The sequence below is a fragment of the Ruminococcus sp. 1001713B170207_170306_F1 genome (assembly GCF_015668065.1).
In the GTDB taxonomy this organism is placed as follows: Bacteria; Bacillota; Clostridia; order Lachnospirales; family Lachnospiraceae; genus Blautia_A; species Blautia_A faecis.
Genome location: NZ_JADPEX010000039.1, coordinates 21,331 through 29,036 on the forward strand (window position 1 = coordinate 21,331; position 7,706 = coordinate 29,036).

Genomic DNA, 7,706 nt, shown 5'->3' on the forward strand with positions numbered 1-7,706 from the left:
AGGGGGCGAAAACATGACAGATATTTTATTTGGGAATAACAACAGACTTGTCTTGAAACTTCTGGCAAAGCGCTCGTTGAAAGCTCAAAAAAATACGATTGCGGTATTGGCAATCATGCTTGCTACGTTGCTTTTTACCAGTTTGTTTACGATTGCCATTAGCTTGCAGACTGCTATGCAGGAAAGTAATATGAGGACAACCGGCACTTCTGCCCATGCTGGTATCAAGCGTTTATCCTGGGAAGAATATGAGAAGCTATCATCGGATACAGGAATAAAAGACATCGGATATTCAATTATCATAGGAAATGCCGTGGGAGATGATTTCAATAAGACGCCGACGGAACTGCGATATGGTGATGAAACTTATTCGGAACTGACCTTTAATACTCCTGATACCGGACATCTGCCGGAACAAAAAAATGAGATCGCCACCAGTCGTATTGTTCTGGATGCGATGGGACTGCCGGATAAAGTCGGCACACAAATGGAGTTGACCTTTACAACCGATACGGATACATTTACCGATACCTTTACGCTTTGCGGCATTTGGGATGGGGATGCTGTGGCGTACCGTCAAACAATGCTATTATCCAAAGCATATGCGGAACAGGTAGCTCCGGTCATCCACGGGGAAACGGACGGAACAACCCCACCTGTGGGAACCGGTTATATTGATGCTGTTATGATGATGCCTACGGCATGGAATATTGAAAAGCAAGCATTAGAGGTGACTTCCAAATACGGTTTAGATGAACGGGTAAGTATTAACGACGCTTACCAAATGGCAACGGTCAATCTTTCTTCCATGCTGCCCCTTGTGGCCGGTATTGCGGTTATCTTTATCGCAGGTTATCTTCTAATCTACAATGTGTTTTATATTTCTATCGCGCAGGATATTCGGTTTTATGGAATGTTGAAAACACTGGGAACCACCGCAAGACAAATAAGGAAAATCGTTTATAAAAAAGCAATTAAGCTATCTCTTATGGGTATTCCTATTGGACTATTGTTGGGATGGCCGATTGGTCGGTTGTTGTTGCCTGCGATTGTAAATATGCTAACTGATGATATAAGGGTCGTTACTACGGTAAATCCATTGATCTTTTTGGTAGCGATTGTCTTTTCTGCAATTACAGTTTTCATTAGCTGTCAAAAACCTGCGATATTGGCGGCTAAAATTTCTCCGATGGAGGCACTGCACTATATTGAACAGACTGGTGGAAAGAAAAAGCAGCGGCGCAGTAAGCATATCAGCACAATGATGATGGCAAAGAACAATCTGACTCGAAACAAGAAAAAAGTAATGATCGTTACTTTGTCTTTTGTCCTTAGTATTGTTCTCTTGAATAGCGTTTATACCTATGTGACCTCCTTTGACTTTGATAAGTTTGTGGCTGATTTCAGCCTTACAGATTTTACAGTTTCCGATACAACAGTAATTAACAATTATGCGCCATATAACACAGCGAATGTAAGCCAGGATTTTATTAGCCAGACAGAAAGTTTGAATGGTCTTGAAGATATAGGAAATATCTACTTATGGACTTCCAAACAGCCGCTTTCTGAAAACGACCTCGCCCGATTACAGGAACTCTCTGCTTCTTCCAGTGATATTGCAAATGAACTGGAAAATTATAGGGTTCGACAGGAACATGGTGTGAATGTATATGGCTTGGATGATTTTCCGACAGAATATGTACAGGTGTTAGACGGTGAACTAAACACGGAACAGTGGAAAGCCGGAACCGGCGTGTATGTAACTCCATTGCGAATGATGGGTGATGGTTCTCTTTGCTTGTATAAACCGGGCGATCAAATTAGCGTGACACAGCTTGATGGTACAAATAAAGTGTATGATGTGCTGGCTGTGGTACGTATTCCAAGCGCATTACAAACTCCTTTGCAGGTAGACATGGGATTGGACTATATTTTCCCGACCAATGAACTTTTGGGAAATATGGTACCCGCCGATCAGCCGGCCATGAAAACAATCTTCAATGTGGATCATGAACACCAGCTTGCAACCGAAAACTGGCTGAAAAACTACACTAAAAATACGGACACCTCTTTGGATTATTTTTCAAAAGTGACCCTGCGGCAGAACTTTGACAGGATGATCAATATGTTCCGTCTTGTGGGCGGCACTCTTTGTGCGATATTGGCTTTGATCGGCATACTGAACTTTATCAACTCCATAACAACGTCTATCTTGTCTCGATACAGAGAAATTGCAATGCTACAATCGGTAGGTATGACAGGATGGCAGGTTAAGCAAATACTGATATATGAAGGGATTGGTTATTCTATCTTGGGCCTTTTAGGTTCTCTGATACTTTCCGTTATAGCAAGTCTAACGGTGGTTCGGATGATGGGTGTGGAATTAACCTATTTTACATGGCATTTTACCCTGCTTCCGGTATTTCTCTGTATTATCCCTCTGCTCCTCATTACAGCCATTGTTCCTTTGGTCTGCTATAACAAAATGGCACAAAAAACTGTGGTAGAGCGGTTACGTATTGCCGAATAAAATACGCAGATACGAAACGGTCATCCAAAAGGGGTGGCCGTTTTCAAATGTCACAAAATTTGGGCAACGAGTGAAATCACTGCCTTACCTGTATTGTGTTGAAAAATTTCGCCTAACCTTAGAAAAAGTTGTTTTGTTGAGTGCTGAAAACTCTATTAACTTATCATACAGAAAGGCGGAAAAGCCCAGAAATACAGTATTTGTGCGGCTTTGGGAAATTTTGTACTTATCGTATCTTGTCGTAATTTATCGTATCTTGATGAAAAAATGGTGTACTAATGGTTTAAAGATCAACATCATCTGCTTTTTCCAGAATCAAACAGTTGGAGTTAAATGGATATATCCGCAGAATCCCGGCATCGCCAAGAGCAATTGAGATTTTATAGTGGGGTGTCGGCATGAACAAAGTATATGTAGATGTAGTAGCAGAGTTTCGGAAAGACGGACAGCTGGTTCCCATATTTTTTACATGGGAGGATGGAAGAAAGTATAGCATTGACAGAACTTTGAAAATCGAGCGGTGCGCCAGCAGAAAGGCAGGCGGTGTAGGAATGATGTACACCTGTATGATACAGGGGCAGGAAAGCCACTTGTTTTACGAAGTGGATAAATGGTTTATGGAGAGAAAAACAGCATAAGGAGAGATTGGTATAGACGATATTATTTGGATTATTAATCGGCAGAGATAGTCACTTTCCCTTTATATTCCTGCAGGTTTTACATAAGAAGATGGATTTCGGTCAGCAAAGGCAGCTCCCACAATGCCTTTTGGATATCCGCTTCTGCAAGTTGTAGTAAGTAATTGCTTCCCATCAAAATCATGAGATCGTGGTACCGCAGGCAAAGGATAAAAGATTTAAACCGTCACTGGGCGTTGAGGAAGAGTAGGTGAGTAATATGAGATACGAAGATTCGATGAAAGGTGTAGCTGATCAGATAATCAAAGAACAGTAGCGAGCCAGTAAAATTAAAAACAATCCAGAAGAGTTCCATTGGCATGACGAATATGCAACGTTGAATTTCTTTCGGTTTATCTGCAAAAATATCGGTAACTTGAGAAATGGAGAAATTGAAAAAATGGTCACACGTTTAAAGTACATAGATCAGAAAGCAGTGGAAAACCATGTGAATGGTGCTGTTTGGGCATTTGATTATGATAAGATGTTCTGTGTATTGATGGAAAATGAAATTTGTCGAAAGGTGTGTGAAAAGAATAAATATAACAGTTGGATGAATCTGATTGGACAGTATTGTGTTTCAAGGACTTAAAGACGAAGAAAGTTGTTGGAGAGAAATAATTTCCAGCAACTCTGTCTTTAATGAATAGAGTTCATTTTTTTATTCAACTATTCCCATGATATATACAATATGTAAATGTGCAATTCAAATATCAGTTTATGCTAAGTGTAAAAAAATAATAATAATTACTATTATTGACAAAAGAATAATTATCATGTATAATACAGATACATAAGAAACAAAGTGTTAGAAAAATTGCTAGGAACTTGGTAACAAAAATAAATCGACATTGAAAAGGGAAAATGACTATGAAAAAATATGAATGTGAACCATGTGGATATATTTATGATCCGGCAGTAGGAGATCCAGACGCCGGTATCGCTCCAGAAACTGCATTTGAGGATATTCCAGATGACTGGACATGCCCAATCTGCGGATTAGGAAAAGATGTTTTCGTTCCTGCAGAAGACTAAGCAGAAAATGCAGGTACGAAACTGCCAGACATTAAAAGAGCCTAAGAGAACATATAAAAGAAATGGAGGTCAAATTATGACTTACGATTTAAACATTACCTTTGATGACAATTTAGTAACAGGAAATAAAACAATCGATACACAGCACAAAGAATTGATTGACCGTATTCAGAACTTTGTAATTGCCTGTCAAAATGGCGACAGCAAGGTAAAGGCAATCAAACTTCTGGATTATCTTAACGAGTATACTGACTTTCATTTTAAAGAAGAAGAAGCACTTCAGGAAAAAGCCGGTTATCCAGAGCGTGAAAAACATTATGAAAAACATGAAGAGTTTAAAAAGACAATTCAGGAACTGTATGAATACCTTCAGGAGTATGAAGGACCAACAGATCGGTTCAGTGAACTTGTACAGAAAAATGTAATCGACTGGCTGTTTGGACACATTAAAACATACGACCGCTCTGTGGCAAAATTTATCTTTATGAAACAAAATCCAGATCGATGCTAAAATAAACCAGGGAACGAGTTCACTCAGAATGTAGACAACGTGATGAAGTAAACTAGGGGCTGTCATAATGCAGCCCCTTTCCTGTTATAGCGATATTCTAGGTAATATATTGCGCTGGCATGACATATTATTTTACTACTACTATATGGGAAGAGCAAGCAGCTCTTCTTTTTTTGTCCTTTTTATCCAATTTTAAGTTGTAAAGTCTCTTTTCATGCCAACAGAAATATGCTAAATTGATTTTATAGAACAAGATATAATTCCACTTATATATCTGAGGAAAATGAATGAGAGAGAAAACTATATATGAGAAGATTGCAGAAAAGTATAACACAACACCAGAAGAAGTACGCAGAAAAATGCAGATAGCCATAGATGCAGGATTTGTTAATCCTGACCCGGCAGTGCAGGAAGAATGGAAGAAAATGACACTTAAAGGAGACAGGCCCACACCGGAAGAAGTAATCAATTACGCAGTAAAAAAATTAAAAGGAAATTAAAAATATGAAGAAAAAGATAATTGCAGTAATTTCAGGAACAGCAATCTTGATAATTGCTGCAGGAAGTATTTATGGGAAATTTGAATCCAGTCATAAAGAAGGCGAACCAGATGTAGTTGGAACTTTTTCTGTAAATCGGGATGAAAATATAACCGTGGTCGCAAATAGGGAAGATATTGAGGATAGAGAAGCGTTTGCAAGAAAACTTTTGCAGATGTACAAGGATGATTCTTTTCATTCGACAAAATTCTCCACAGACAGAGGATATGCGACGGGCATTGATATGAACATCTATTTATGGAAAGAAGATATTGAAGACGGGGAATCGGTAATGACAGCCGAATATAGACCTGTAGAATACGGAAAGGACTATGATGTTGTCAATAATCCTGATAAATTTCAACTATATATAGATGGAAAAGAGATTAAATAGTAATCTCCTGAAAGCAAGCTTTTTGTCAATTATTTCAAAGAAAAATTAAAGGATAACAATACATAGTTTTGACAATGATATTTTGAAAAATTTTATAGAAATGCTCTATTATCAAATTGACATAGGAATATGGTAGTGTATAATTAGAATTGAATACACTGAAAAAATGGAGGAATTACATGAAAGCACATAAATATTGGTCAGTAGGAGCATTGATCACAATGCTTGGGACTTTTTACACTGGATATAAAAAGCAAAAATCAAGTCACAAATACTTTGCTTTAGGTTCTATGTTATGTATGGTAATGGCGATATATACAGGTCATAAAATGATTACCGGGAATAGGAAGAAAAAGGCGAATAAAGAGAAAGATACAGAAAGGGAGGGATAAATAATGTTGGAAGTAGGGGTTAAGGCACCGGATTTTGAGTTGCCAGATCAAAATGGGAAAATACATAGATTATCGGATTATACAGGAAAAAAAGTGATTTTATATTTCTATCCCAAGGATAATACAGCGGGATGCACGAAACAGGCATGTGGGTTTTCTGAGCGATACCCTCAGTTTACCGAAAAAGGAGCAGTTATTCTTGGAGTCAGTAAGGATTCTGTATCCTCTCATAAGAGATTTGAGGAAAAATATGGATTGGCATTTACACTTTTAGCAGATCCAGAGCGGAAAGTTATTGAAGCATATGATGTATGGAAAGAAAAGAAAAATTATGGAAAAGTCTCTATGGGAGTAGTAAGAACCACATATCTTATTGATGAACAGGGGATTATTATAAAGGCAAATGATAAAGTCAAGGCTGCAGATGATCCTGAAAATATGCTCAAGGAATTAGATTAATGAAGATAATATTATCCCCTGCTAAAAAGATGATTACAGATACTGACAGCATAGCGCCGGATGGATTGCCTGAATTTATTGAAAAGACGATAGAGATACAAAGTTGGTTGAAAAGTAAGTCAAAAGAAGAACTGAAGACTATCTGGAAATGTAATGACAAAATTACAGAACAGAACTTCAATAGATTGGAAAACATGGATCTTTATCATTTACTTACCCCAGCTGTCTTATCATATGAAGGAATTGCTTTTCAATATATGGCTCCATCCGTGTTTGAGGACAGTCAGTTCGAGTATGTACAAAAGCATTTGAGAATAATATCTGCATTTTATGGTGTGTTAAAACCAAGGGATGGTGTGACGCCTTATCGTTTGGAAATGCAGACGAAGGTTGGAATAGGAGAAACAAAAAATCTGTATGAGTACTGGGGAGATTTATTATACCGCTCAGTGATTGATAACAGCAGGATTATAATCAATCTGGCATCGAAAGAATACTCTAAGTGCATAGAAAAATATCTGACACGACAGGATAGATACATTACGATTACATTTTGTGAGTTATCAGGAGATAAACTGGTGACAAAAGGTACATATGCTAAGATGGCCCGTGGTGAAATGGTTAGGTTCATGGCTGAAAACAGAATTGAAAATCCTGAGGATATTAAGAAATTTGATAGACTAGGCTATTCATTCCGCTCTGATTTATCATCAGATGCAGAATATGTTTTTGAACGGAAAAAATGATGATTGAATGATTATTTTAAATAAAAGGTAATCAGTAATATTGATTATTATAATAATAGAAGGAGGAACAAACTAATGAAATATGTATGTGACGTTTGCGGATGGGAATATGATGAAGAGGAAGGTTATCCTGAAGGTGGTATTGCACCAGGAACAAAGTGGGAGGACGTTCCAGAAGATTTTGAATGCCCATTATGTAATGTTGGAAAAGATCAGTTTTCAGAAGTTGAATAAAATTCTGATTATTTAAATACGGATAGATAAACAAAAACCCTGGTGCGTGTGAGCAACAGGGTTTCAGACTGTAGACAAACTTGGTGTTGGGTGTTATGCCCAGCACCATTTTTCTTTTAAAACTTCTTTTCTTTTTATTTTCTTCAAAATCAACAAAAATCTGGCTGTGTTCCAACCTCGTTTTTCCAG

Annotated in this window: 11 protein-coding genes; all 11 read left to right on the plus strand. The window is 37.7% G+C overall.

All coding sequences use genetic code 11. The features are described from left to right. Positions 1-13: 13 nt before the first annotated feature. The 11 genes from I4V84_RS18275 (at position 14) to I4V84_RS18325 (ending at position 7,517) form a co-directional block, all read left to right on the plus strand. Entirely contained in the window at positions 14-2,530 is a 2,517-nt protein-coding gene (locus I4V84_RS18275; RefSeq protein WP_195993093.1) for an ABC transporter permease, read from the plus strand. A 398-nt stretch (positions 2,531-2,928) separates the two neighbouring features. Next, positions 2,929-3,168: a hypothetical protein gene (locus I4V84_RS18280; protein ID WP_173770328.1), complete on the plus strand. Its 240-nt coding sequence runs from the start codon at positions 2,929-2,931 to the stop codon at positions 3,166-3,168. Positions 3,169-3,607: 439 nt separating this feature from the next. Next, on the plus strand, positions 3,608-3,799 hold the full coding sequence (locus tag I4V84_RS20940) for a hypothetical protein (RefSeq protein WP_330634046.1): 192 nt from the start codon (positions 3,608-3,610) through the stop codon (positions 3,797-3,799). 278 nt (positions 3,800-4,077) lie between these two features. Then, the gene (rd, locus tag I4V84_RS18290) at positions 4,078-4,242 is read left to right on the plus strand and encodes a rubredoxin (protein ID WP_195993094.1); all 165 of its coding nucleotides are present in this window, start codon (positions 4,078-4,080) and stop codon (positions 4,240-4,242) included. A gap of 76 nt (positions 4,243-4,318) precedes the next feature. Next, positions 4,319-4,753 (plus strand): hemerythrin family protein, encoded by a 435-nt coding sequence (locus tag I4V84_RS18295; RefSeq protein WP_019161195.1) that lies wholly within the window; start codon positions 4,319-4,321, stop codon positions 4,751-4,753. A gap of 287 nt (positions 4,754-5,040) precedes the next feature. Next, positions 5,041-5,253, plus strand: coding sequence for a sporulation initiation factor Spo0A C-terminal domain-containing protein (locus I4V84_RS18300; protein WP_173716725.1), 213 nt, complete (start codon positions 5,041-5,043; stop codon positions 5,251-5,253). Positions 5,254-5,257: 4 nt separating this feature from the next. Continuing rightward, on the plus strand, positions 5,258-5,686 hold the full coding sequence (locus I4V84_RS18305) for a hypothetical protein (RefSeq protein ID WP_173716726.1): 429 nt from the start codon (positions 5,258-5,260) through the stop codon (positions 5,684-5,686). 179 nt (positions 5,687-5,865) lie between these two features. Beyond that, positions 5,866-6,078, plus strand: coding sequence for a DUF6219 family protein (locus tag I4V84_RS18310; RefSeq protein WP_195993095.1), 213 nt, complete (start codon positions 5,866-5,868; stop codon positions 6,076-6,078). Positions 6,079-6,081: 3 nt separating this feature from the next. Further along, positions 6,082-6,537: a thioredoxin-dependent thiol peroxidase gene (bcp, locus tag I4V84_RS18315; RefSeq protein WP_055060581.1), complete on the plus strand. Its 456-nt coding sequence runs from the start codon at positions 6,082-6,084 to the stop codon at positions 6,535-6,537. Next, positions 6,537-7,283 carry a peroxide stress protein YaaA gene (gene yaaA, locus I4V84_RS18320; protein WP_195993096.1) on the plus strand — a complete coding sequence of 249 codons (747 nt, stop codon included), beginning with the start codon at positions 6,537-6,539 and terminating at the stop codon, positions 7,281-7,283. The genes bcp and yaaA overlap by 1 nt, the downstream gene beginning before the upstream one ends. A gap of 75 nt (positions 7,284-7,358) precedes the next feature. Continuing rightward, positions 7,359-7,517, plus strand: a complete 159-nt coding sequence (locus I4V84_RS18325; protein WP_005339874.1) for a rubredoxin — start codon at positions 7,359-7,361, stop codon at positions 7,515-7,517. Positions 7,518-7,706 lie beyond the last annotated feature (189 nt).

What these genes read in the sequence shown, in the direction of transcription:
- I4V84_RS18280 (WP_173770328.1), top strand. Translation starts at nt 2,929, where the DNA reads ATGAACAAAGTATATGTAGATGTAGTAGCAGAGTTTCGGAAAGACGGA.
- yaaA (WP_195993096.1), top strand. Translation starts at nt 6,537, where the DNA reads ATGAAGATAATATTATCCCCTGCTAAAAAGATGATTACAGATACTGAC.
- I4V84_RS18325 (WP_005339874.1), top strand. Translation starts at nt 7,359, where the DNA reads ATGAAATATGTATGTGACGTTTGCGGATGGGAATATGATGAAGAGGAA.
- bcp (WP_055060581.1), top strand. Translation starts at nt 6,082, where the DNA reads ATGTTGGAAGTAGGGGTTAAGGCACCGGATTTTGAGTTGCCAGATCAA.
- I4V84_RS18310 (WP_195993095.1), top strand. Translation starts at nt 5,866, where the DNA reads ATGAAAGCACATAAATATTGGTCAGTAGGAGCATTGATCACAATGCTT.
- I4V84_RS18295 (WP_019161195.1), top strand. Translation starts at nt 4,319, where the DNA reads ATGACTTACGATTTAAACATTACCTTTGATGACAATTTAGTAACAGGA.
- rd (WP_195993094.1), top strand. Translation starts at nt 4,078, where the DNA reads ATGAAAAAATATGAATGTGAACCATGTGGATATATTTATGATCCGGCA.
- I4V84_RS18300 (WP_173716725.1), top strand. Translation starts at nt 5,041, where the DNA reads ATGAGAGAGAAAACTATATATGAGAAGATTGCAGAAAAGTATAACACA.
- I4V84_RS20940 (WP_330634046.1), top strand. Translation starts at nt 3,608, where the DNA reads ATGGTCACACGTTTAAAGTACATAGATCAGAAAGCAGTGGAAAACCAT.
- I4V84_RS18305 (WP_173716726.1), top strand. Translation starts at nt 5,258, where the DNA reads ATGAAGAAAAAGATAATTGCAGTAATTTCAGGAACAGCAATCTTGATA.
- I4V84_RS18275 (WP_195993093.1), top strand. Translation starts at nt 14, where the DNA reads ATGACAGATATTTTATTTGGGAATAACAACAGACTTGTCTTGAAACTT.